Here is a 21,635-nt window from a genome sequence, read left to right as displayed (position 1 = left end):
GAGCTTACGCCAGCGGCAAGCTGAACCAGAAGGTTGAGCCTTCGCCAACTTTACTATCCACACCAACCTGTCCATGGTGGAGTGCGATGATGGTATGGCAGATATACAAGCCCAGACCAAGCCCCATACCTGAGCCGCTTTGAATCTCAATTCCCGGTACGCGGTAGAAGCGTTCCCAGAGATGCACTTGATTCTCGGCCGACAGACCAGGGCCCCCATCACGTACAGAGACACGGGCAAACTTGCCTTGCAACTCAATCTGGACCTCAACCACGCGATCTGCGGCCGAATATTTGAGGGCATTGGTCAGAAAGTTGGTGACTACCTGACTGATACGATCCGCATCCGCCTGAATAGGCAGCGCGACATCAGCGGGTACATCATGTAACAGGATGGTGCGATTGGGGACCGCAAAGCGTTGATCTTCGACGGCTTCGCGTGTAATCTCCGCCAGATCACAATCAATCACATTCAATTCCAGGCGACTAGCTTGAATCCGCGACACATCCAGCAGATCTCCCACCAGTCGATTCTGAATACGCACCTGGCGCTCCGCACGGCTCAACAACTCCTGGATCAAGGTGAGTTTATCTTCATAGCCCGCCGGACCACCATCGGGCAGGCTCAAGCTTTTAACGCGACGTTTGGCCAGTTGGATATTGCCATTGATCGTTGTCATCGGCGTGCGCAACTCATGGCTGGCAATACTCAAAAACTCATCCATGCGCCGGGTTTCCTCGACATGGCGCTGCTCTTGCTGCTTGCGTAACGTCACATCATGGAAGGCCAGCACAGCCCCGGTAATATTGCCTGCACGATCACGTATCGGCGCACCACTGATATCAGCCTGGACCTGACACCCATCCATTGTCACAAACGTAATATCTGTGGCATCCCCACTACCAAGCACTTCGCCACGCAATACACGCATCACCGGCCACGACTCCTCTGGCATCGGTTCCCCACGCTCATCACACATGTGTACCAGCTGACTACGAGCCTCCATCGGCTGCTGAATATACTCCAACGGCTGCTCTATCTTCAACAGCCGATAAAATGCCCGGTTGGCACGGATAATATCACCCGAAGGAGCGTAGACTACCAGCGCATCTTCAAGGGTATCAAATACCGCCTCCAGGGCCACATGCCGCTCATCAACCCTGGATGCATTCTCCAGTGGCTCTGTATCCCGTAAGCTCTCCAGTTCCTGCTGGCCATGAACAAGCGCCTGTTCACGTTCTTGCTCTAATCTGGCCACCCTGGCCCGTAATTTTTTCACTTCCTTTAGAAGTTCTTGATCCATATGCACTGAACCATTCAACCCTCATCTCCTTGTCAGGCGAGTAGAAATCAATATCCACATGCCGCTCACGATAGCTTTTTCAATAGCCTATTCATAAAAAATACACACGGCATGGCCTTCCCGTTTATAATTACTAATGCGAACCGAGAAGAGCTGTCTGGCTGTCGATCTACAGAAAAATAGTCATTATGTATTTACTATTATACATCATCCTCGACCATTACTACACAATGACACGCTGATATTACCCATTCACGCCAGCCTGCGCCTTACTAAACAGGACGTCTGCTTTTCGTGTTACTATGAGAGCAAAACAATACAGTACAGTGAGTCAATAATGAAGGAGTATACTATGTCCACGCAGGAATCCCATAAAAAGGCACAAGTGCGAGCCGCAATTATTGGCTATGGCCTGGCAGGATCAGTCTTTCATGCCCCTCTGGTAGATGCGACACCGGGTATGGAGGTCGCGGCGATCGTGACCAGTAATACAGAACGCCAGCAGAGCGCGCGCAAGCGTTATCCCGAAGCCCGCATCCTGGGCACAGTCGAAGAACTCTGGCAGGATGCCCAGAACTATGATCTGGCGATTGTAGCCACCTCAAATGACACCCATGTCTCGCTGGGTATTGCCGCCATGCAGGCTGGTCTCCCGGTGGTAGTAGATAAGCCGATGGCAGCCACCGTGGCCGACGCAGAACAACTACTGGCGGCCAGTCAGGAAACAGGCAAACTGCTCACTATATTTCAAAATCGCCGCTGGGATAATGATTTCCTGACCGTCCAGAAGATCCTGGGAGCCCGACTACTGGGACCCCTGACCCGCTTTGAGTCACGCTTTGAGCGCTACCGGCCTGCGCCAAAACAGGGTGCCTGGCGCGAATCGGCCGACCCTAAACTGGCTGGCGGTCAACTCTATGATCTGGGCAGTCACCTGATCGATCAGGCGCTCTATCTCTTTGGCAAGCCCGAGCGTGTCTATGCCGAGATGGCACAGCGGCGACCGGGTGCGCAGGTCGATGATGATAGTTTTGTCGCCCTACACTTCCCTAGCGGCATTAGCGCCCATCTCTGGATGAGCCAGGTAGCCAGGATCTCAGGTCAGCGCATGCGCATCAGTGGTCTCCGTGGTACTTATGAAAAATGGGGCCTCGATCCTCAGGAAGACGCGCTCCGAGCCGGAAAACAGCCAGGACAACCAGGCTGGGGTACCGAGCTCCGCGAACTCTGGGGCCACATCTCCACCGACATCACAGAAGGCGGCATCCACCTCGACGGACCCATCGAAACCGAGCCAGGAGCCTATGAGAATTTCTACGCCCAGGTCCGCGACGCCATCACCCGCGGCACCAAAGTTCCCGTCGATCCCAGATCCGTCATCGAAGTCATCCGCGTCATCGAAGCCGCCCAGACCAGCGCCCGCGAAAACCGTACCATCACCCTCTAACGCCCAAATAAACACAACCCTGTAGGTTCGGGGCTTGCCCCCGATTTCTCGGCCCACGTCCATCTCCCCTCGGAGGAGTTGGCGTGAAGGGAACCAATCGGCCGCAAGGGCCGAACCTACCGTTCTTACATCTATTGTAGCTTTCGCCAACGCCATCCAGGGGTCGAATCTACATTGAACGATACCCCTCATACCATTGTTCCACCGCCCGCAAAAAAGCTACGCCATGCTCAAAGACAGCCAGCGCAGCCTCTAGCGTAGCCTCACCGCCATAGTAGCTATTCACACACTGGTAAAAGCGTTGGATCTCGCTCCCCATAGGGGTATGCAGGGGCAAGAGATTGAGGGCCGATGTTTTGGAGAGTCGCCAGATCTCGATAGCCTGTCCGGATTGCAGGGTAAGGACGCTAAAGAGGATCGGCCAGACATCGGTACAGATAAAACGCACGTTACGCTCCAGTCTACCCCCACCGTGCTGTAGTAGGTCACCTGAGAGTCTGGCAATTACCTGTGGGATACGCTCAAGCGTATGCTTTGAGCCCTCAATAAGCTGTTCAGCCGTCGCCTCCGGTACTGCCAGGCGTCCATAGAGTAAATGATAGGCGCCAGGAATTGGCCCCACCAATCCCTCGACCAGCGTTTCACGTGAAGCCTTTACATATGCCTGGATATATTGGAACGGCGCTGGATCCAGTTGCGCCAGATCGCGCTGGATCGCCATACTCAGCTCAAATGGCAACTGTCCATGCTCCGTTAGTGCCTCTGGTCGCACATACAATTGAAAATCCAGATCGCTACAGCCAGGGATCATCCCACCCTTCAAGGCCGAACCATGCACCAGGATGCCGATACAGGCGGACTGTAGATGCTTCCAATAGACTTCGGCCGCTGCCCGAGCTACCGACTGCGCCTCCGGGATCAGGGGAGATACATCAAACACGTGTCCACACCTTTCCATAGCGAAACCACTATCGTTATTAAGCAATATCGATCCAATAGCGCAACGTCTTAATGCTAGAGCCTTCAATAAAGATAGCATTTTCAAACTGTCCGCCATTATATTCAATCACTTTTTTAGAAGCAATATTGGTTTCAGCACATGTCACCAGTGCCCTGCTAATACCTAATTCCAAAGCTTTTTGTAATCCCAGATGAAGAATCTGCTTGCCATAACCCTTACACCGCCACGTGGGACGAATCTGATAGCCGATATGCCCACCTACCTTCAACAGCAAGGCATTCAACTCATGTCGCACCGTCAGATTCCCCACATACACTTCCTGTCCCTGTCCATCCACATCAATCAGCCAGTAGCGTGTTGCCGGCACATAATCAGGCGGAAATGAAGAGCGCTGGTAGTGAGCCGTGAGCCGTCGTACATATTCATCAAATTGCGTAGAGAGTTGACGCACATCCTCTTGTAGAAAGCTCCCCTCAGTCTGAAATTCTCGCAACCCCTCCAGGAAACTCTCCTTATAGCGGACCGTTGGATCAGTTAAAAACAAAATCATCAATCCTCTCACTACCATGCCCGAGCACAGGCTACAGTGGCATCTCCAGTTCGATTTCATCACGTAACGGTATATCATCATTTCCTAACAAAGGAATCTGCGGTTTTATTTTGCGCGCCTCCATCACCGCATTACAATGGACAGCTACTAATGAGAAGTTTCGCTTCTGATAAAAACGCAAAGCATGCAGATTATCATTAGTGGTGATTAACCATAACCGTCGACATCCAGCCTGTCGAGCCACCAATTTGGCCGCTTCAATCAAGGCACTTCCAACACCGCGCCCGCCATGAACACTATCAATACTCACAATTTCACATGCACTATCCTGTATATGATAAGAAAGAAAGCCAATCCACTCTCCATCCTCTATCGCCACCAATGCTGGCAACTGAGCAGGCTCATAAACTACGCCATGACCAACTACCACTGGCGATCCCCAGTGCTCAATGATAAATTGGACTACACGCTCTTTCTCATCAGCCCTTACTGGCCGTACAATCACAGTTGAACATTCACTGGAAGTCATAAGGCAGTGTCCTTCTGAACATTTACACGTCTTCACCAGTATATATTCCCGCCCCATCATTGTATAGATAGCTTCAATCCTTGCGGCTATGTCTATTCGATTGTTCCTTCGGATAATAGACCATCCTGGATCTGTACGAGTCGGTCGGCGGTATTAAAGACGACAGGATCATGGGTGGCGATCAGCAGTCCGATGTTTTCTTCGTGTGAGAGGTCGCGCAGCAGTTGCGTGATGTCGCGCCCGGTCAATGAGTCCAGGTTGCCGGTGGGTTCGTCGGCGACCATGAAACGCGGCTTATGGACCAGCGCCCGAGCCAGGGCGACGCGTTGCTGCTCACCCCCGGAAAGCTCCATCCCCCTGTGTTTAGCGCGCTTCCCCAGTCCGACCTTCTCAAGGGCCTCGATAGCCTGCTTATTGCGCTGAGCCGAGGGCAATTTAGAGAGCCGCAGCGGTATCTCGACGTTCTCCAGGGCGGTCAGGGAAGGAAAAAGGTGGGCGTTCTGGAACATCATACCGATACTTTCACGGCGCAGGCGTGCCCGCTCGGTCTCACCCATCTTCAAAAGATCTTTGTCCAGAATATGCACACTGCCGCTGGTCGGGCTGTCCAGTCCAATCAAAATATTGAGCAGTGTGGTCTTACCAGAACCTGAGCGGCCACGTAAGGCCACAAACTCGCCCGGCTTGATCACCAAATCGATACCACGTAATGCATGTACTACGCCGCCGCCCGCAGGATAATCCCGCGTCAGCCCGCTCGCCTGCACAATCGTCTCGGTCGCAATTGTGGAATCCATTATCGCTGTTCCTTCCCATTCTGTCTATTCGCGCCAGCCTCTGCGGGCGAGACACCATTGCCATTACCATTAACCTGATCCAGAATCGGCCAGAGCTCAACGTGATCGCCGATAATGCGTACTTCGGCACGACCATTAAACGGTAGCGTCTCGATGGCTTCTTTGGGCAACTGGAGTCGCCCAGCTCTATCGATAAGAATTGATTCTCGATGCGTCTTTGAGGAGAGACCAATGACCGCGCTGGCGGCCGGCATATGTGCCTCGACAGTCTCCAACATCGTCTCACGCCTGATTGTCTCCGTACTGGTGCGACCATCGCGAATGGCGATGGTACGGTCCACGGCGGCCGCAATCGTCGCATCGTGCGTCACCGTAATAATGGTCAGGCCCAGTTCACTATTTAGACGGCGGAACAGATCAAAGATCTCGCCTGCCGTCACTGAATCCAGTTCACCCGTCGGCTCATCGGCCAGCAGAACTTTAGGATCATTGGAGAGGGCCACAGCGATCGCGGTACGCTGCTGCTCACCACCGGAAAGTTGGCCTGGCTTCTTCGCTTCTTTACCAGCCAATCCGACCAGTTCCAGCAGTTCACGCGCCCGTTTGGAGCGCCGGGAAGAGCCAATTCCACTCAGCATCTGTGGTAGTTCCACATTCGCCTGGGCACTCAACTCTGGCAAAAGATTGCGTCCACTCTGCTGCCAGATCTGGCCTACCACGTGTCGGCGATAATTGATGCGTTGCGCCTGGGTCAGGCGCGTCAAATCATTGCCGTCAACCAGACAACTGCCAGCGCTCGGTACATCCAGTCCACTCAAAATATTTAACAGGGTGCTTTTTCCTGAACCTGAAGCCCCCACAATCGCCAGGACTTCGCCAGCAGTCACCTCTAAATCAAGCCCCTGTAAAGCCACCACCTCCAGATCCGCAACCTTATATATTTTCACGAGGTTATCACATAGAACAATAGGTTCGGGCACACCAGCCTCCTTTGTATCACCAAAACTATTTTTGAATAAAAAAAATTAGCGTCTCATGCCTTTCAATCGTGTGAGCGCAGCTAGCCGCGTGTGAGCGGCGTTCACGATTGCTTTTTAAGAGTATGGCAATAATGCATAGAAATACCACAATGTTTTTCACAAGGCATTTTCTTTATTTTACGCGCTACTGTCTATAGTATAATTTACGTCCTTATAGCTGATTTTCTCTCCATACTAATGTTCGCTCTCTTTATCCCAGAATTATAAAAAGAACACGATAGGTATGCAATCAATCTTAAAGCGACTGCATACCTATCGTGTCATTTAAGCAGAAAAATTAGTGATCTAGCGAATGATCAATCACGGTCGTGCCATCTTCTCTCCCTTGGAGGATAACGATATCTTTGGCGATCGGATTGCCGCCAGCATCAAAATGAATATTTCCACTCACACCCTGGACCGATATGGTTCGCAGGACTTGCTGCAATTCCTGGCCAGTGAGATGCTGCTGACCCTGCGCCTGTAATTGCTGGCTGGCTCGAATCAGGACCAGCGTGGCATCGTAGCCCAGGATGATGTCGGCGTCGGTAGCGTTATAACCATAGGTGCCGGCCCGATATTGACCCTGGGGATCAAATGCTCTGCCATAGCTGGTAAAGAATTGTGGATGGGCCGCCTGCGAACGGGCCTGGAACGCAAAAGCGGTAAAGCGCAAGCGCCCATAGTTCTTAAAGGCTTCCAGTGAATAATCCCCCTGTACGTAGAGTGCGTCTCCACCCAGAACGGTCAGGCAGTTTACCTTACACGCGGGCAAACGCTTGAGCAAAACGCTGGCCTCATTGACATAGCCTGCAAAATAGATCAGGTCGGGTTTCTGAGCCAGAATATCATTCATCTGGCGTTCAACAGTGCTCAGGTCACCTTTCGTATAAGAAAAGGGTTCATGGGCCAGTTTATGCGTGCTATCTTGATAGTGCTGCATAAAGGCCTGGGCCAGACTATCACTATAAGCATCATCCGGATCACTCATGAGGACGACGCGTTTGGCGTGCAGCACATCTTGAGCATAGCGAGCCGCCAGCGTAGCCTGCTGGGTGTCAGGCGGCGCAACCCGGAAAAAGTAGGGCGAGCTTCCTGTCAGGACATCACTGGAGGCCGTTGGCGACACCATCGGCAAGTGAGCATTGGTCAGTTCTTGCAGCGATGAGACGGCACTCCTGCTAGTGGACCAGCCCATGACGCCAATGATGGTGTGGTCTTTTTGTGCGGCCTGCACGACTTCGGTGGCGATGGTCGTTGGACTGGTCGAGTCATAATCAGCGGCGGCAATCATCAGGCGCAAAAGCATACCATGATTTTGACGGGCCTGGGCATTGTATTCTTCCTGCGCTACATATGCCCCCTGCAAAAGATCTCTGGCACCACCGATATGCTGCTGGGCAAAGACCGTGCCCACTACCAGCGTAAAATACGGCTGCAAAGAATCCCTGGCAAGCTGATTCTCACGATAGATCAACAACTCGGCATCATTACTATCCAGTGTCAGTGCCTGTTTCCACAACTCTCTGGCCCCATCGATGTCGCCCTCCTGGATCTTACTCGCGGCCTGCCGCTTCAGGTCTCCATCCTGGCGATTGGTATCAAAAACCAGTCTCCCATCGACGCTGATACCCACAGGGGCTCCACTGGCATCGTCGCTCATCTTATGCGTTGGCATGGTCAACGGCCAGAGCCAACCCAGTGAGACCGCACCAATAATCAACAGCAGGCAGAGGGCCACACCCCAGGTCCATTTGTCCCACAACAAACGCTGGCGTCCACGCCGCCGCGTACCAGCGAGGCTCGCACCTTCTTGCATCTCACCAGTCACAGCAGGCAATGGTAGAGAAAATTCACGCCAGGCCAGTGTATTCTGCTGCCGTGATGAACGCTGCAAAAACGCCTTCCGCAACAATGAATCATTCAAGAAACCCAGCAGGATCAACGTGAACGCCAGCAAGAGGGTCACCAGCGCAACTGGCGTGATACGGTTTCTGTCTACCTCAACCTGAAAAAATACAGCCCCCAGCATAATAAGCAGCAATATCAGGCCAGAGCCCTGGAGCAACAGGGACAGTGAATGCTGAAATGCCACCATGCGCTGTCCCACAGTACGCTGGAACAGGTCCCAGATATGATGAGCCTGCCCTTTACTTCTTCTACTCACTAGCAATGGTGGCGCCTTACGGGTCGTAGACGGACGTTCATTAAGTAAGAGGCGATAAAAATACGTATCGACTACCTCATATTGCTCAGCCAGTTCCTGACAACGCGAACAGGACTGAACATGGCTATCAAACGCATGACGCTCATCTTCAGAGAGGTGCTCAACACGTGTCACCGCAAGCTTTTCAGCCCACCGATCACACGTGACGTGCATGAACACATCCTCAATCGGATCATGCCCTGCATCATTTTGACTTGACATTGCTTAGCTCCTCCTCTGACGAATAGAGCCCTTCGCGTAACTTAACGCGGGCCTTACTAATATACGCTTTCACAGTATCAGCTCCCAGGTGTAACCGGACCGCTACCTCTTCCATGGTCATATTATCCATGTAGAACAGATAGAGACATTCACGCTGCTTGACAGGCATTGCATACCACATCTCGAGAATATGCATCTCTGCCAGCACCTGACTCTCTACCTGCGGTGAACTGTCGGCCAGATCAAAATCCTGATCAATGGAAGTCGGCGGTTGCCTGCGCTTCAATTTGCGACCATGATCACAGGCCACATTGCGTGCAATCCTGTACAGCCATGCCTCAAAACGCAGACAATCCTGTAACGTTGACAACTTGCGCCAGGCCTTCTCAAATGTATCCTGGACAAGTTCCTCTGCTGTCTCAATACCTATATGCAACTCACGCAGAAAAAAATGGCACATCTTCCGATAAAACATATCGAATAATCGATCTGCCGCTTGCTGATTCCCATCACGTGCCTCCCTCACCAACCAATCTAGAGAAATATCCTCAGGAATCTGCCGATACATAGCCGGACTCCCTTCACTCTATGCATAATAGTGAGTTGGCCTGTCCGGACTTCATCTGCCCTCTCGGTCTCCAAACAAAGTCCCATCACAGTGCGCACTCCCTTTATTCGCAAGCATCATTGAAAAGGGCACTAATGTATAATGACGCTCTCCACCTCCATATTTAAACATCCAAATCCAAACTCTCTCGTACCGGCAGCGCTTGTCGCTAATACTTTTCGGTTAGCGAGACGTTGAGAGATGGTTCGACGTGACCAGCAAGCACGGTGTACGTGGAGAGGGCGCCACAAAAGCGCTTCAACGAAACATATTGGCGCTTGTCGCTGCGACCTATTTCGCGTATGAACATATCCCTCTCCTGGCGATTCTCAACAAACCCATGTGAAAAAATCGCTCACCAAAAGGTAAATATCTCCAATCAGATAAAAATATTCTCCATAAAACCATTGATTTTTTCTTTTTTATATGCTATCCTTACTCACATGATACAAAAAGCGCCAGGAAAATAGTAAATATCACCATTCAAGTCTGCAGTGCCAGGCCAGTAAAGATGAGGAGGTCAAAACTATGTCTAATACTCAGTTGCAATTGCTCAATGTCCAACATGAGCAGCGAGATAAATTGATCCGCCAGGAGATAGAACATCATCAGCTCGCCGCCAATCTTGCTGGCCCCACAGTGGTTCAACACCTGTTGAGTAATGTTGGGCGTTCCCTGGTCAGCCTGGGAAAACAGTTGGAGCAATTGGATCAACATAAATCCAACATCCCGGCTTTTCAGTGTCAGAAGTCCGGCCATTTACACGCGTAAACACACAAGGAGGAAGTGCTCTATGCATCCATTGATTACCAGAGATCCTGTAAGCGGAGAGGAATTAATTGTCACCCGTCTGGAGTGTCCCGCCAGCGGCATTACGATTGAAGGACGCTTCAGTCTGGGCTGGGTCGGTCGCCTGACCCGTGAGCAATTGGATTTCGTGGAGTTGCTGGTCAAGTATCGTGGCAATATTCAGAAGCTGGCGGCCGAGATGAATGTGGCCTATAACACGGCCCGTAGCCGCCTGGATGATATTGTGACAGCACTGGGTGGCACACCGGAATTTGATGGTCGGGTCGATCGGCGTGTGGTCCTGGATAAATTGGCCGCTAAAGAGATTAGCGTTGAAGAAGCCATGAAATTGTTGAAAGGCTAACCATGATGGCGCTCTCAAAAGATGAACGCGACCGCATCCTTTTTCTGGTGGAGGCCGGCCAGGTCAGTGCCACAGAGGCCGCGCAATTGTTAGACGCCCTGGAAACCGAACTGACCAGACTACCAGAACCAGTGCGTGAGCGTACCCTGCGCATACGGGCGACCAGTCTGCGCCCTCAGCAGCAGCGCAAAAACATCATTGCCAGTATGCCAGTGCAATTGTTACGCACAAGTGCTCGTCTGGGCGGCTATCTCCTTCCCCAGCTTAATCCGCGCTTGATCGAGGATGTTTTACACTCGATCGAAAAAGGCGCCACCGGACGACTCCTGGATATACAGGACCTGGAGCAAGGCGAGCGTCTGGAAGTCTTTGTTGAATAACCATGCTATCTTCCACGAGGAGAAATAAAAAAGCTATGAAAAAAACAATCTCTGCCGAAAATATTCAATCCCTTACCCTGAGAAATATCAATGATGAGCTCAATATAAGTGGCTGGGATCAGCCGAGCATCGAGATTGAGACCGATAGCGAGTTTTCCCTGAGTGATCCTGAGAATCAGAACATCACCATCCAGAACTCCCAGGATCGCCTGACAATCAAGGTTCCTTATGAAACCAGCGTCTATCTCTCGGAAATCAACGATCATGTCAGTATTGAGCAGGTACAAGAGGTGCAGGCCCAACGTATTCATGATGATCTCCATCTACAGGATATTCAGGGCCAGGTAACCCTTGAGGAACTCCATGGCGATCTGGTAGGCAAAAATATTGGCACACTCAAGACGCGACGCCGCATCGAGGGAGATGTATCTCTGTCAGCCATTGGTCTGGCGGAACTGGAATCCGTGGAGAGCGATCTTAACCTCAAGAATATTGAGAAGGCCGTCATTGGGAGTGTGGGTAATGATCTGGCCGCCCGGGAAGTTGCCAGCCTGTCTGTGAACAATGTTGGTAATGGGTGCCAGATCGCCGATAGTCCACAGGCTGAGATCACACTGGGCAATATCGGTCACGATCTGGAAATTAAAGATGTGGCGCAGGTTGTAGCAGGCAATATCGGCTCAGATGTAGAGATTCGTGGGGTCAGTGGCAATGTCACACTGGGTAGTGTTGGCAGTGATGCCAGGCTCATCACGATTGGTGGCGATGTCCAACTGGGCACGATCGGTTCCGATGCTATCTTGCAGGATATCAAAGGATCAGTCCATGGGGGCACGATCGGTTCCGATGCCTCTTTACAGGGAGTTCATGGCTCGATCAATCTGGGCACGATCGGTTCTGATCTCCATCTGCAGGCCGATTTCGCGCCGGGCAATGGTCTCTCATTTATTCGCACGGGGAGCGACGCCCTCATAGTGCTACCAGAACACCCCAACCTGACGATCCAGGCCTCGGTCGGTGGGGATATCACGGGCCGCTCATTGGTCTCCAGTAAAATGGGCAATCGCGCCACGCTCGTCTATGGTGAGGGTGCCGCCCGTCTGGATCTGGCAATCGGCGGCGATCTGCACTTAAAAGGTGATGCAGCCCCGGAGAGCAGTAGTAGCAACGATCCCGCCCGTTGGGGCGATTTCGCGAATGAGATGGCGACCCTGGGTCGGGATATGGGTACACTGGGACGAGACCTGGGAGCCGAGATCAGTGCCGCGATTACCAGCGAATTCACCTCAAAAGTACAGCAAAGAAACACCGAGCGCGCTGAGAAACAACGTCAGAAGGCAGAGGAACGCGCCCGCCGTCAGCAGGATAGAGCGGCACGCTTCAATTTCCGCGTGCGTGATCGCGAATGGAGTATGGATCCTGAGCGCATCAATCGCATTGTGGAGCAGGCCGAACGGGCAGCCTCGGAGGGTATTATGGGAGCTATGGAAGCGGTGGAGCAGGCACTGCGCAACATGAATGCACCTCAACCACCCACACCACCGGTGCCACCAAAGCCGGCAGGCGGACCAGTGCCACCGAAGCCTCCCATGCCACCAACACCTGCTGATCCTTATGCAGCATATCCAGCCCATGAAAAGCCAACCCAGGCGCAAACTGAGCGTGCTCAGCCAGAGGTGCCCGTAGCGCCAACCGAACCCGCCAGCGCAACAACACCAGTCGATATCGAACAGGAACGCGAAGCTATCCTGCGCATGATCGCCGAAGGACGCATCTCTCCAGAAGAGGGCGATATGCTCCTTGAAGCATTATTACAGTATCCTCAAAGCGGATCGTGAAAACATGCTCGTAGTGGCCCTCTCACCCTACTTATAGTATATATACAATCCCATAAAGGTCTGGTGAGAAAGCCTTAGGTAGTTAAACGCTCTGCAGCTTGCTAAACAGCAAACAGGGATGGACTGCATATCAACCCATCCCTGTTTTGTGTATTGTGATAGTAGCCTATAGCTGCTTGAGCACTGCGATCAACTTTTCGATTTCTTGCAGCGTATTATAGTGGGCCAGACCAACGCGCACGATTCCGCCTTGATCCTCAAGTCCCAGGCGTGCAATCGCTTCCACGGCATAGAAATCACCGCTCCAGACATAGATATCTTCAGCAGCCAGGCGTTGCGCTACCACCAGGGGTTTCCAACCTTCCAGCGTAAATGAGAACGTTGGGACCCGCCAACCGATGCGCTCAACATCTGTAATCCCCAGCACCTTTAGTCCTGGTACCGATTGCAATCCTGCCAGCAAAGCCAGGCTCAGCTCTTCTTCATATGCTTCAAGCGCCTGCATACCACGCTTTAACGCCTCCCGGCGCTCCAATTTCTCGCCCTCGGCAGTACCCAGTCCAGCCAGATATTCCATAGCCCCCAGCACACCCGCAATCGACTCATAGCTCTGTGTGCCAGTCTCAAACTTATCTGGTGTATGCTGACCCGATGGACGCACTTTATACGCCGTCAGACGCTCCAGCAGTTCATATTTGCCATAGAGAATACCTGTATGTGGTCCAAAGAACTTATAGGCGGAGCAGGCCAACAGATCACAATCTAATTCCTGTACATCGATCAGCTTGTGCGGCGCATACTGGACCGCATCCACAAAGCAGAGCGCGCCAACCCGATGAGCCAGTTGCACCACCTGGCGCACATCATTGATCGTCCCAACCGCATTTGAAGCATAGCCAATCGCGACCAGTTTGGTGCGAGCGGTAATCGCCTCTTCGAAGGCCTGCATATCCAGTGTGCAATCCTCGGACCGAAAATCCACCCAACGCACCTGACAGCCTCGATCTTCCGCGATCCACACCCATGGCGCAATATTCGCATCATGATCCAGGCGCGTCACCACAATCTCATCGCCAGGCTCTAGCAGACGAGCGATACTGCGACTGATATGGAATGTCAGGCTCGTCATATTCTGTCCAAAAATAATCTCCTCTGGTCGGGCCGTATGCAAGAAAGCAGCCACAGCCTGACGCGCATCTAACACTACCGCATCCGACTTTTGACTCGTCCGAAAAGTCCCACCATGGTTCGCATTCGAGTGCACAAAATAATCTTGCATCCGCGTGATCACCTCCTGCGCCACCTGCGTCCCCCCCGGATTATCAAAAAACGCCGCGCCACTGGCCAATCCTGGAAAATGAGCCCGAACTGCATCTATCTTCAACATAAAAAAATCCCTCCATGGATCATCCAATACCCTGAAAAAACACCACAACTCACCCATTGTACCACCCAACCAACCCGCCCTCCTCCGGTGCGCCCAATAAATCGCTTCCAGCGTTATACTACAGATAGGGACCACAAAAATGCTGAATAGTGTCACTTGAATGCTGAGTGATACGTGTAACAAGAAACATACAAACACTTACCATTGAGATAGACGAAAGGATCTAGCATGCATACGCGCCAATTCGGCAAAACAGATATGGAAATCACCCCGGTCGGTATCGGAGCCTGGGCTATCGGTGGCGGTAACTGGGAATTTGGGTGGGGCAGCCAGGATGATACGAAATCTATCGCGACCATCAAACGTGGTCTCGAATTGGGTATCAACTGGATCGATACAGCGGCTGTCTATGGTCTTGGTCACTCTGAGGAGATTGTTGGGAAGGCCATCAAGGGCCGTGAGAAACCCTATGTCTTCACCAAATGTTCGCTGGTCTGGGATGATAAGCGTAAAGTCAACAGTGTACTGAAGGCAGACTCGATTCGCCGCGAATGTGAAGCCAGCTTAAAACGTCTGGGCGTTGAAGCTATTGATCTGTATCAGATGCACTGGCCTAACCCCGATCCAGATATCGAAGAGGGCTGGGAAGCCATGGCCAAACTGAAAAAAGAGGGCAAAGTCCGTCATATCGGTGTCTCGAACTTCAATGTCGAGCAATTGAAACGCGCTGAGAAGATCGCTCCGGTTGAGACACTGCAGCCGCCATATTCCTTGATCCATCCGGATGCAGACAAGGAAATTCTCCCTTATTGTGAGAAAAAAGATATCGGCGTCATTGTCTATTCGCCGATGGCATCCGGACTGCTGACCGGTCGCATGAGCAAAGAGCGCATCGAGAAAATGCCTCAGGATGACTGGCGCAAACGGGATACCGAATATCAGGAGCCACGCCTCTCGCGTAACCTCGAACTGGCAAACCTGCTTTCTGAAATCGCGTTCCCACACAACATCACCGCTGGTGTCGTCGCAGTCGCCTGGACCCTTAAAAATCCTGGCGTCACTGCTGCCATTGTCGGTTCACGCAGTTCGGAACAGATAGAAGAGATGATCATGGCCGCCGAGTTCCGCCTCAGCGACGTCGAACTCGAGCAGATCAACAACTTCCTTGCTGAGCACCCCTAAAATAACTTATACACCACAAGGTCTCTACACATAAACGTGTAGGGACCTTTTTTATCTCTAATCATCAGATAAATGGCCAACTCTATACGAAGGAAAACTATTGTAAATAAATACGTATTCTGCTATGCTTGCGGTGTTACATAGATCTTCATTAATGAAAGGAGGTGTATAACATGACGATGATGCAAATTTTTTCAACGAGGTATTGCACTCACAGGTTAGAAGCGCCTTCTGCTGATTTGCTGATACAACTAGTGATATCAGGCTTTTAGCAACACATCACAACTTCCGCGCTTCTTTTAGAGGATACGAGCCACACACACGTAGCCTTCCTCACCTCCATGTGCATTCCTCAACTCAAAATTTCCCATTTGTCTTTGAAGGGACGACTATGTCCTGTTGTTTGATCACAAGAAGCAAGGAAGAATATCCATGACTCAACATGCCTTCAAACCCATACTAATCAATCTACTCCATCAAGCACAAAAAGAACAAAATGCTTTTTTTCAGCAATTGCCACCTGCTGAACTGACGATCATTGGTAAGCCTGACTACTGGTCCGCGAAAGATCATGTGTCCCATCTGACCTACTGGCGTCAGCGCCTCGTTCTCAAGTTGGAGGCACTTCTGCGCCAGGAAACACAGCCAGCATCTGAAGACTTTGAGCAGATCAATCCTATTGTTTTCGAGGAGAATCGCTATCGACTCTGGCCTGATATCCTTGCTGAGTCTGATCGTGTCTATACCAGGCTGATAACGCTCGCAGAACAACTTACCGATGAAGATCTGACCACCTTCGGGCGCTTCGATTGGCTGCATGATGGCATGCCGCTGTACACCGCATTCATGGGAAATTGTTATGAGCATACCCAGATTCACCTGGGCTATTATCTGCTCGATCGCCACGATCTTACAGGTGCACTGACCACCTATGAAGTCTGGGCTAATCGAGTGATCGAGGCCAATGTCCCCGATACATTGAAGGGCTATATGCTGTATAATCTGGCCTGCTTTTATGCTACCCATGACCAACTGGAACAAGCCAAACCAGTATTGCAACAGGCACTCGCGCTCTATCCTGAGATGGGAGAGTTCGCACAAACCGATCCAGATCTGACCTTGCTTTATTCCAATTAAGAGGAGGGTGTAGCGGCAACCATGAAGGCTAATACTTTTCACGTAGCGAGACGTTGAGAGATGGTTGGACGTGACCAGCAAGCAAGGTGTACGTGGAGCGGGCGCCACACGCGGAGGCCGCACTGCTGCGTTTGCGCAGGCCAGCGTGCAAGCACGACGCGCAGTGCTGTGGCGCCTACAGGGATCGTGGGTGCTGTGGCGCCTACAGGGATCGTGTGTGCCGTTGCCTGCTCGCGCAGCAACGTGGTGGGAGAGCGCGTGGATCCTACCCGTACCTTCTCGGAGAGGATCGCGAACCATAATCCGTCTCGGTGTAGGCGCCACAGGCATGCGCTGCTCTTTGAGCCCCTCGCTCCACCATCACGCCGCATGCCGGCCTCCGCGTGTGGCGCCCACTCGACGGACGATCCGCTGCTTTTTTTCACAACAGCTTTTGCAACCACAAAAGTGCTTAAGTGAAAATTATTAACCATGAAGGCTACGACCGTCCCACGTTCTTTTAGAAGGATTTCGTACAATCAGAAGAGAATGGTTATTTTGATGCCATAGATGCCTGGAAATTGCGGTTAGATGAGGAGTATTGTATGCAAATTAGTGCCCGAAATCAGCTTAAGGGGACTGTGCAATCAGTGAAGTTGGGAAGTGTGATGGCGGAGGTGGTGGTGGCACTGGCAGACGGTCAGGAGATTGTCTCAGCAATCACGCGCACTTCAGCGGAGTCGTTACAGTTGAAAAGCGGCGATCCGATCGTTGCCATTATCAAATCTACTGAGGTCATGCTGGGCAAGGGATAATGTTTCCTAGACATGATCTGCGTTTTAGAGGCATCCAACTGATGAAACCGTTGGGTGCCTCTATTTGTCTGCGCTTAGACGATTGGGACCAGCCAGTGGGAAAACCAGCCACCAACGAGGCGGGTGACTTCGCTGAAGGTATGCTCGTTTTCGAATAGATTGGCTGTGCCGGCGACCACTTCGCTTTTCTTCTCGCCTGTCAACTGGTCCAGTAGTTGCGTATGGTTGCTGACGGTGACGCTATCACCTTCCGCTGCCAGCAAGAGTGTGGGAGCCAGATCACGAGCCACGTACTGGTTGGCCAGGTCGCCAACGTTGCCGACCGCGACCACGGCAGCGGCAATATCTGGTCGTGCGGCCGCAGCAGCGATGGCGGCAGCCCCGACTTCGTTGATGCCAAAGTACCCGATTGAAAGATTCTCGGTCGAAGGATTCTCCAGGAACCATTCGGCGGTCCCAACCAGCCGCTGCTGCATGATCTCGATGTTCTGGCGGAAAAAGTCGGTGCGCTCATCCAGGGCTATTTCGTCGCTGGAGAAGAGATCTACTTGTAATGTGGCCAGACCGTGTTCTCGAAACGCTGAGGCCAGAACAAGCACATTCTGATGGGGATGCTGTTCAGGATCTTCTATTCCGTGGGCCAGGATAATTAAGCCACGGGCATCCCGGGGAATCTGTAAAATGCCGTTCAGATAGACGGCCTCTGCACCGATACGCACCAGTTGTCCCTGATTATCGGCATCGGTGGCATTACTGACGTAATTCTCATCGTTATGGTCAATCATCACACTACCTCTTTTCCTGTTACCATTAAGATAGGATGGACATATTCACACTTGTGATACGCTGAAAAGCCGCTCACCGTGGCACTCTATACACTAGTGAAAATATACTGCGTTGCGAGGAAAGCGTAACCCGGGCCCGCGCTGGACGTATATGACTGTGAGAGGTTGACTCTTTTTCTCGGCGCAACTCATTCTATGCAGAAGGGGTAGGATAAACGACTTGGCCCGCTGTCTTAATCCACATAGCACACATGACAATCCCAATGGCACGGTAGGGTGTCATTTTTGTGATTTCCTGGTGCAGGGTGCACAGATCGGTATGTATGAGGTTATGGACTTTATTGGTGCCGGTAGCTATGGCTACGTATATAAAGTTCGTGAGCCTAATCCACTCAGCCGTATCCTGGCTTTAAAGGTCCTGCGCAGAGATCAATTTACCTCGAAAGCGCAAGCCAGCTTTTTTCAGGAGGCCCGGCGGATCGCGACGATGCAGCATCCTAATATTTTGCCAATCTATAACTTTGGGCAGATTGCTGGGAGTGGTCAGCCATATTTTGTGATGGAATATGCTCCGCAGACTATCAATAATCTTTTTCGCCGTCCCGATGGGAGCCGGCGTCAGACGTTTGCGGAGGAGTTGGTGCCATATGTGCAACAAATAGCGGATGCCTTGCGCTATGTCCATGAAAATGGCCTGGTCCATCAGGATATCAAGCCGGGTAACCTCTTGATCGGGCGCAATGGTCAGATCTTGCTGGCGGACTTCGGTACGGCCTATTATCTTGGGATGCAGACACATGCCTCACTGGGAGAGATCACAGGGACCGCGGCCTATATGCCGCCTGAACAGTGGCAGGGGGCACCACGACGCGATTCGGATCAATATGCACTGGCGGTTTGCTGCTATGAGCTTTTGAGTGGTCGTCCACCTTTTGTGTATCGTCAGTTAGAGGATACGTGGAAGGCTCATATAAAGGAGCCACCGCCGTCGCCACAGCAATGGAATCCACGCATTCCGGTCGAGGTCTGGGCCGTTTTGCAGCGCGCCCTGGCCAAGGATTATCGTCAGCGCTATCCCAGCATCATTGAATTCGCGGATCATTATACACAGGCCGTGACGGTTGCCCAGCAGCGCTATGTCTGTCAGCGCTGTGGTCAGCAGAACCGTACCGGGGCACGCCGCTGTACCCATTGTGGTGCGGACTATGATGATCGCTACTGTCAATACTGTGATGCACCGGTACGCTTTGGACAACGTTGTTGCTCTAAATGCGGTCGACTCACGCTTCCTTCACTCAAACTCTCTAGCAGTCCCTTGATCGGCACCACTATTCGCCAGGGACGCTATACCCTCACTCGCCTCCTCAGACAGACCGAGGAGACCGGGATTATGACCGCTGTCGCCGTGGATAGCCGAAACAATGGCCAGCGCGTGATTTTGAAGCGCTGGGAATGCACTGATAGTCCGCTCACACAGCGTGCCCACGATGTTGCCTACTATGATCAAGCCACCGCTCCGCTGGCTCGCCTGCGCCATCCCTTGCTGCCCAGAATACTGGATCGCTTTGCGGAGGGCAGACATTATTATGCGGTCTTGAATTATATCGACAGCGAGAGTCTGGCTGAACGTATCGAAAAGCTCCTGCGCCCTTTACCAGAACAGGAAGCTATCAGTTATCTGAATAGCCTGCTGAATATCTTGATTACCCTGGAACAACAAAAACCAATCATCCGCCACTATGATATCTCGCCTGCCAATATCCTGATCGAGGTCCAGCGCAACCGTGTCTTTCTGACAGGATTCCAGATCCCACCGCCACCACCACCCAAAGATCCTCAACGCCACCAGCGCGGCCGCCGTACCACCCGCAAGCTCGCGATTTCACCATACCTGCCTATTCAGGACAGAGTTTATGATCAGCGCACGTGTATCTATGCGCTGGCCGCCAGCATGCATCACGCGCTCAGTAATGTCGCGCCCCCACATTATCCAGCCTATCCACCCGTCCGGCTCCTCAATCCCAACGTCTCGCCGGCCCTGGAACGCATCCTTAGTCGTGCACTCAGCGAAGACGCCAACCTGCGCTACCGCAACTACCAGGAAATGAAACAAGAGGTGCAGCGCCTACTTCCATAGGCAGTGCACCTCTCATCTTTTCTTGCGGATGTATTAGCCGCGTTGATCCACAGCTACATATGGCGTATTTTTTGGACCTTCATACTCGGCACGTGGGCGGATAAGCCGATTGTGGGCATATTGCTCCAGCACATGGGCGGTCCAGCCGGAGACACGGCTACAAGCGAAAATAGGTGTGTCCAGGTCGATGGGCATACCGATCATGTAGTAGACGGACGCCGAATAGAAATCGACGTTGGAGTACAGGCCCTTCTGCTCTTTGACGACCCGCGCTACCACCTCTGAAATATCAAACCAGGTACTATCCCCGGTACGCTTCCCCAGTTCCCGCGAAATCTCACGCAGATAATTGGCGCGTGGATCCTCGGTCCGATAGACGCGATGACCAAAGCCCATGATACGGTCTTTGCGGGCCAGGGCCTCTTTGATATAGGTCTCAGCCTTGTCGAGTTCGCCAATGCGCAGTAACATCCGAATTACCTGCTCGTTCGCACCGCCATGGAGAGGTCCTGATAATGTGCCGACCGCCGAGACGATCGCTGCGTACATATCAGCCAGGGTGGCCGCGGTAACGCGGGCCGCGAAGGTCGAGGCGTTCAGTTCATGGTCGGCATGCAGGATCAGCGCTACATCCAATACATGAGCGGTATAACTATCCGGCATCTTACCGGTCAGCATATACAGAAAGTTTGTTGCGTGATCATGATCCGTCAGAGGTGTGATCGGCGCACGCCCATGGCGGATCTGTTCCCAGCCCGCCACAATTGTGGGCATCACGGCCGTCAGGCGCTCAGCGCGGCGATGATTGGCCTCGGGCGACGTATCAGTCAGGTTGCCATCAAAGGCAGAGAGTGCCGAGACTGAAGTCCGCAGCACATCCATGGGCGTCGTGGTTTTTGGGAGCAGATGCATTAGCTCAAGAATTTGTTCGGGGAGAACACGGTGGGCCTGCAAACGCAACTTTAGCTCATCCAATTGAGCTCGGGTTGGCAAAACACCATTCCACAAAAGATAGGCAGTTTCTTCAAAGGAAGAATTTTGGGCCAGGTCGTGGATATCGACGCCATAATACGTCAACTTACCCAGTTTGCCATCCAGATCGCAGATCCGAGAATGGGTTGCTACGATGTCCTCAAGGCCATCTGTAGTGGTCGGCATAGAAGATCCTCCATGGGAGATAGCAGCTTCAATACTGTTAGAA

22 protein-coding genes are annotated in these 21,635 nt (G+C 52.2%); 9 read left to right on the top strand and 13 right to left on the bottom strand.

The window, feature by feature from the left end; all coding sequences use genetic code 11:
• Positions 1–4 precede the first annotated feature (4 nt).
• Positions 5–1,321 carry a PAS domain-containing sensor histidine kinase gene (locus KDW_RS14130; RefSeq protein ID WP_151756552.1) on the bottom strand — a complete coding sequence of 439 codons (1,317 nt, stop codon included), beginning with the start codon at positions 1,319–1,321 and terminating at the stop codon, positions 5–7.
• A 334-nt stretch (positions 1,322–1,655) separates the two neighbouring features.
• Between KDW_RS14130 and KDW_RS14125 the strand changes: the two genes are divergently transcribed.
• Positions 1,656–2,750: a Gfo/Idh/MocA family oxidoreductase gene (locus tag KDW_RS14125; RefSeq protein WP_151756551.1), complete on the top strand. Its 1,095-nt coding sequence runs from the start codon at positions 1,656–1,658 to the stop codon at positions 2,748–2,750.
• Between the two features lie 169 nt (positions 2,751–2,919).
• Here the strand turns inward: KDW_RS14125 and KDW_RS14120 are convergent, their stop codons facing one another.
• From KDW_RS14120 to KDW_RS31725, 8 genes are all read right to left on the bottom strand, one after another.
• Positions 2,920–3,690, bottom strand: a complete 771-nt coding sequence (locus KDW_RS14120; protein WP_151756550.1) for a hypothetical protein — start codon at positions 3,688–3,690, stop codon at positions 2,920–2,922.
• Positions 3,691–3,727: 37 nt separating this feature from the next.
• Positions 3,728–4,255, bottom strand: coding sequence for a GNAT family N-acetyltransferase (locus KDW_RS14115; RefSeq protein ID WP_162005224.1), 528 nt, complete (start codon positions 4,253–4,255; stop codon positions 3,728–3,730).
• A gap of 37 nt (positions 4,256–4,292) precedes the next feature.
• Complete coding sequence (locus tag KDW_RS14110) at positions 4,293–4,790, bottom strand: GNAT family N-acetyltransferase (RefSeq protein WP_151756548.1); 498 nt, start codon at positions 4,788–4,790, stop codon at positions 4,293–4,295.
• Positions 4,791–4,882: 92 nt separating this feature from the next.
• On the bottom strand, positions 4,883–5,587 hold the full coding sequence (locus tag KDW_RS14105) for an ABC transporter ATP-binding protein (RefSeq protein WP_151756547.1): 705 nt from the start codon (positions 5,585–5,587) through the stop codon (positions 4,883–4,885).
• Positions 5,587–6,567, bottom strand: a complete 981-nt coding sequence (locus KDW_RS14100; RefSeq protein ID WP_198925263.1) for an ABC transporter ATP-binding protein — start codon at positions 6,565–6,567, stop codon at positions 5,587–5,589. Before KDW_RS14100 ends, KDW_RS14105 begins: the two co-directional genes overlap by 1 nt.
• A gap of 337 nt (positions 6,568–6,904) precedes the next feature.
• Entirely contained in the window at positions 6,905–9,034 is a 2,130-nt protein-coding gene (locus KDW_RS14095) for an ABC transporter substrate-binding protein (protein WP_151756546.1), read from the bottom strand.
• Entirely contained in the window at positions 9,018–9,602 is a 585-nt protein-coding gene (locus KDW_RS14090; protein WP_151756545.1) for an RNA polymerase sigma factor, read from the bottom strand. Before KDW_RS14090 ends, KDW_RS14095 begins: the two co-directional genes overlap by 17 nt.
• A 208-nt stretch (positions 9,603–9,810) precedes the next feature.
• Positions 9,811–9,951: a hypothetical protein gene (locus KDW_RS31725; protein WP_162005223.1), complete on the bottom strand. Its 141-nt coding sequence runs from the start codon at positions 9,949–9,951 to the stop codon at positions 9,811–9,813.
• Between the two features lie 218 nt (positions 9,952–10,169).
• On the opposite strand from KDW_RS31725, the gene KDW_RS14085 reads away from it, so the two are divergent.
• The 4 genes from KDW_RS14085 to KDW_RS31720 are packed head-to-tail and all read left to right on the top strand — an operon-like array spanning position 10,170 to position 13,012.
• A complete protein-coding gene (locus KDW_RS14085) occupies positions 10,170–10,412 on the top strand; it encodes a hypothetical protein (protein ID WP_151756544.1) in 243 nt (80 codons plus the stop codon).
• Between the two features lie 22 nt (positions 10,413–10,434).
• Positions 10,435–10,794, top strand: a complete 360-nt coding sequence (locus KDW_RS14080) for a DUF2089 domain-containing protein (protein WP_151756543.1) — start codon at positions 10,435–10,437, stop codon at positions 10,792–10,794.
• Between the two features lie 2 nt (positions 10,795–10,796).
• On the top strand, positions 10,797–11,174 hold the full coding sequence (locus KDW_RS14075) for an SHOCT-like domain-containing protein (protein WP_151756542.1): 378 nt from the start codon (positions 10,797–10,799) through the stop codon (positions 11,172–11,174).
• A 35-nt stretch (positions 11,175–11,209) separates the two neighbouring features.
• Positions 11,210–13,012: an SHOCT-like domain-containing protein gene (locus KDW_RS31720; protein ID WP_162005222.1), complete on the top strand. Its 1,803-nt coding sequence runs from the start codon at positions 11,210–11,212 to the stop codon at positions 13,010–13,012.
• Positions 13,013–13,178: 166 nt separating this feature from the next.
• Here KDW_RS31720 and KDW_RS14065 read toward each other — a convergent pair whose 3' ends face one another.
• A complete protein-coding gene (locus tag KDW_RS14065) occupies positions 13,179–14,399 on the bottom strand; it encodes a cysteine desulfurase-like protein (RefSeq protein ID WP_151756541.1) in 1,221 nt (406 codons plus the stop codon).
• Between the two features lie 228 nt (positions 14,400–14,627).
• Between KDW_RS14065 and KDW_RS14060 the strand changes: the two genes are divergently transcribed.
• Together KDW_RS14060 and KDW_RS14055 are read left to right on the top strand one after the other, a co-directional pair.
• Complete coding sequence (locus KDW_RS14060) at positions 14,628–15,581, top strand: aldo/keto reductase (protein WP_151756540.1); 954 nt, start codon at positions 14,628–14,630, stop codon at positions 15,579–15,581.
• Between the two features lie 432 nt (positions 15,582–16,013).
• Positions 16,014–16,718, top strand: coding sequence for a DinB family protein (locus KDW_RS14055; RefSeq protein ID WP_151756539.1), 705 nt, complete (start codon positions 16,014–16,016; stop codon positions 16,716–16,718).
• 38 nt (positions 16,719–16,756) lie between these two features.
• Here the strand turns inward: KDW_RS14055 and KDW_RS14050 are convergent, their stop codons facing one another.
• The gene (locus KDW_RS14050) at positions 16,757–17,089 is read right to left on the bottom strand and encodes a hypothetical protein (protein ID WP_162005221.1); all 333 of its coding nucleotides are present in this window, start codon (positions 17,087–17,089) and stop codon (positions 16,757–16,759) included.
• Between the two features lie 213 nt (positions 17,090–17,302).
• Between KDW_RS14050 and KDW_RS14045 the strand changes: the two genes are divergently transcribed.
• The gene (locus tag KDW_RS14045) at positions 17,303–17,512 is read left to right on the top strand and encodes a TOBE domain-containing protein (protein ID WP_151756537.1); all 210 of its coding nucleotides are present in this window, start codon (positions 17,303–17,305) and stop codon (positions 17,510–17,512) included.
• Between the two features lie 74 nt (positions 17,513–17,586).
• On the opposite strand, the gene KDW_RS14040 is transcribed toward KDW_RS14045, so the two are convergent.
• Positions 17,587–18,297: a hypothetical protein gene (locus tag KDW_RS14040; protein WP_151756536.1), complete on the bottom strand. Its 711-nt coding sequence runs from the start codon at positions 18,295–18,297 to the stop codon at positions 17,587–17,589.
• 220 nt (positions 18,298–18,517) lie between these two features.
• Here KDW_RS14040 and KDW_RS14035 point away from each other — a divergent pair, with 220 nt between their 5' ends.
• On the top strand, positions 18,518–20,434 hold the full coding sequence (locus tag KDW_RS14035) for a protein kinase domain-containing protein (RefSeq protein ID WP_151756535.1): 1,917 nt from the start codon (positions 18,518–18,520) through the stop codon (positions 20,432–20,434).
• 33 nt (positions 20,435–20,467) lie between these two features.
• On the opposite strand, the gene KDW_RS14030 is transcribed toward KDW_RS14035, so the two are convergent.
• Entirely contained in the window at positions 20,468–21,592 is a 1,125-nt protein-coding gene (locus KDW_RS14030; RefSeq protein WP_151756534.1) for a citrate synthase, read from the bottom strand.
• Positions 21,593–21,635: the final 43 nt, after the last annotated feature.

The sequence above is a fragment of the Dictyobacter vulcani genome, assembly GCF_008974265.1.
Classification (GTDB): Bacteria; Chloroflexota; Ktedonobacteria; order Ktedonobacterales; family Ktedonobacteraceae; genus Dictyobacter; species Dictyobacter vulcani.
This window is presented reverse-complemented; position numbering and strand designations above follow the sequence as displayed.

Excerpts from the sequence above, each read along its gene's own strand:
- KDW_RS14125 (WP_151756551.1), top strand. The coding sequence starts at position 1,656 with ATGTCCACGCAGGAATCCCATAAAAAGGCACAAGTGCGAGCCGCAATT.
- KDW_RS14110 (WP_151756548.1), bottom strand. The coding sequence starts at position 4,790 with ATGACTTCCAGTGAATGTTCAACTGTGATTGTACGGCCAGTAAGGGCT.
- KDW_RS14105 (WP_151756547.1), bottom strand. The coding sequence starts at position 5,587 with ATGGATTCCACAATTGCGACCGAGACGATTGTGCAGGCGAGCGGGCTG.
- KDW_RS14095 (WP_151756546.1), bottom strand. The coding sequence starts at position 9,034 with ATGTCAAGTCAAAATGATGCAGGGCATGATCCGATTGAGGATGTGTTC.
- KDW_RS14090 (WP_151756545.1), bottom strand. The coding sequence starts at position 9,602 with ATGTATCGGCAGATTCCTGAGGATATTTCTCTAGATTGGTTGGTGAGG.
- KDW_RS31725 (WP_162005223.1), bottom strand. The coding sequence starts at position 9,951 with ATGTTCATACGCGAAATAGGTCGCAGCGACAAGCGCCAATATGTTTCG.
- KDW_RS14085 (WP_151756544.1), top strand. The coding sequence starts at position 10,170 with ATGTCTAATACTCAGTTGCAATTGCTCAATGTCCAACATGAGCAGCGA.
- KDW_RS14080 (WP_151756543.1), top strand. The coding sequence starts at position 10,435 with ATGCATCCATTGATTACCAGAGATCCTGTAAGCGGAGAGGAATTAATT.
- KDW_RS14075 (WP_151756542.1), top strand. The coding sequence starts at position 10,797 with ATGATGGCGCTCTCAAAAGATGAACGCGACCGCATCCTTTTTCTGGTG.
- KDW_RS31720 (WP_162005222.1), top strand. The coding sequence starts at position 11,210 with ATGAAAAAAACAATCTCTGCCGAAAATATTCAATCCCTTACCCTGAGA.
- KDW_RS14065 (WP_151756541.1), bottom strand. The coding sequence starts at position 14,399 with ATGTTGAAGATAGATGCAGTTCGGGCTCATTTTCCAGGATTGGCCAGT.
- KDW_RS14060 (WP_151756540.1), top strand. The coding sequence starts at position 14,628 with ATGCATACGCGCCAATTCGGCAAAACAGATATGGAAATCACCCCGGTC.
- KDW_RS14055 (WP_151756539.1), top strand. The coding sequence starts at position 16,014 with ATGACTCAACATGCCTTCAAACCCATACTAATCAATCTACTCCATCAA.
- KDW_RS14050 (WP_162005221.1), bottom strand. The coding sequence starts at position 17,089 with ATGCGGCGTGATGGTGGAGCGAGGGGCTCAAAGAGCAGCGCATGCCTG.
- KDW_RS14045 (WP_151756537.1), top strand. The coding sequence starts at position 17,303 with ATGCAAATTAGTGCCCGAAATCAGCTTAAGGGGACTGTGCAATCAGTG.
- KDW_RS14040 (WP_151756536.1), bottom strand. The coding sequence starts at position 18,297 with ATGATTGACCATAACGATGAGAATTACGTCAGTAATGCCACCGATGCC.
- KDW_RS14030 (WP_151756534.1), bottom strand. The coding sequence starts at position 21,592 with ATGCCGACCACTACAGATGGCCTTGAGGACATCGTAGCAACCCATTCT.